Source organism: Candidatus Zixiibacteriota bacterium (assembly GCA_040752815.1).
Classification (GTDB): domain Bacteria; phylum Zixibacteria; class MSB-5A5; order GN15; family FEB-12; genus JAGGTI01.
In genome coordinates, this window is the sequence record JBFMGC010000124.1 from 1 (window position 1) to 1,422 (window position 1,422).

1 protein-coding gene is annotated in these 1,422 nt (G+C 53.0%); it reads right to left on the bottom strand.

The features are described 5' to 3' along the window. The coding region (locus AB1772_13455; protein ID MEW5797346.1) for a hypothetical protein at positions 1 to 1,422 on the bottom strand (1,422 nt) is incomplete at both ends.

Here is a 1,422-nt window from a genome sequence, read left to right on the forward strand (position 1 = left end):
GTGCAAAGTATTCGGATTCCATGACGATGTTGGAGTCCTTCGACAGATAATGTCCCGAATAACCGTATTGATAATCGGGATAAGTTGTCGAATCGGCAAACGCACCTTCAATCGGGCGGAAACCGTCATCGGTCAGCCAGCTGGCATCAAACATGTAATAGTTAAGCATGGTGTCGCCGGCATCGATATAGCAAAGAATCGGACTGCCGTCATACAGATAAACCTTGGCATGATCGTCGGCACCGGATACGTTATTGGTCGTATCGCAGTCGTCGAAGAAGTTCAGGTTATATCCGCCATTGCCATTGTTGCCGCTGTTACCGTAATTGCCGGCGTTATTGAAAGCAAGACGCTTGCAAACGGTACGGACACTGAGGACTTCGGGGAACTGAACCGTGTCGGCCACGATCAATTCGACCGAAATGGAATCGGTGCTGCCACCCAGCGAATTCGAAGTTATGACAACGTAACCCGTTACAACCGCCGGTCCGACCGTGATCGCACCGCCGGCATTCAGGTAAATGTCAAAATCGTAAAAGTTCGGGCTCAGATGCGAAATCTGGAATGTCCCGGAAGCGCTGACATCAAGCCAGCCGGCTGTGCCGTTGACCTCGATCGTCGAAACGGAATTGATTGTCAACGGAGCGTTACCGACGTTCTCCAGCTTGGCAGCCTTGGTTAGAGACTCACCCGGCTTGACCCATGTCGGCTGGGTGATTTCCTTCGGCGAATAAGCCAAAACGGGGTTCGGAATGGGGTCAATACAAGGAACCCGGAACCACTTCACGAAGTTGGTTGACCAGATTCCCGCATCCTGCATGACCGAGCCGGGGAACTTATCGTTGATGTAAAGAACATCAAGATAATAATCGCCGGCATAGCTGCCACCCGAAGGATCGACAACCGGAACCACATCGAAGTCGGCCGAACCGGCCTGCATACCAAAACGGGAGACCGAAGGATAGTGATCCGATTCGCAGGGGAGTGTCGCCGCCACACCGGTATCGCACCACGGGGTCGGGGTGTTGGTCATGTTACGGGCAACGTCCCAGTTATAACCACCGTTATCGGATACTGAGATATACAGTTCGCCGTTGGCGGTTCCGCGGTATCCGGCGGTAGTCAATCTCAGAGCCGCGCAGTCATTATAAATACCATGGGCCAGATCCTGGAACTGGACAAAGACCGCATAGAACTTGCCATCGCATTCGGACAGCATCGGCTTGCCCAAGCTCATTTCGTTCCAGGCGCCGCCGGTACATGTACTGTCAGCAATAATATCCTGGGCGAGATCCCAGTTGGCGTCTTTCACCGTTCTGATTTCGTTATTGTTGTCATCCCAGTGAAGCATACGGGAGCCCCAGAAATAGGTATAAGCTCCGAGGCCGCCGACGGTCGGATCAGTGGGATCAATAACACGGG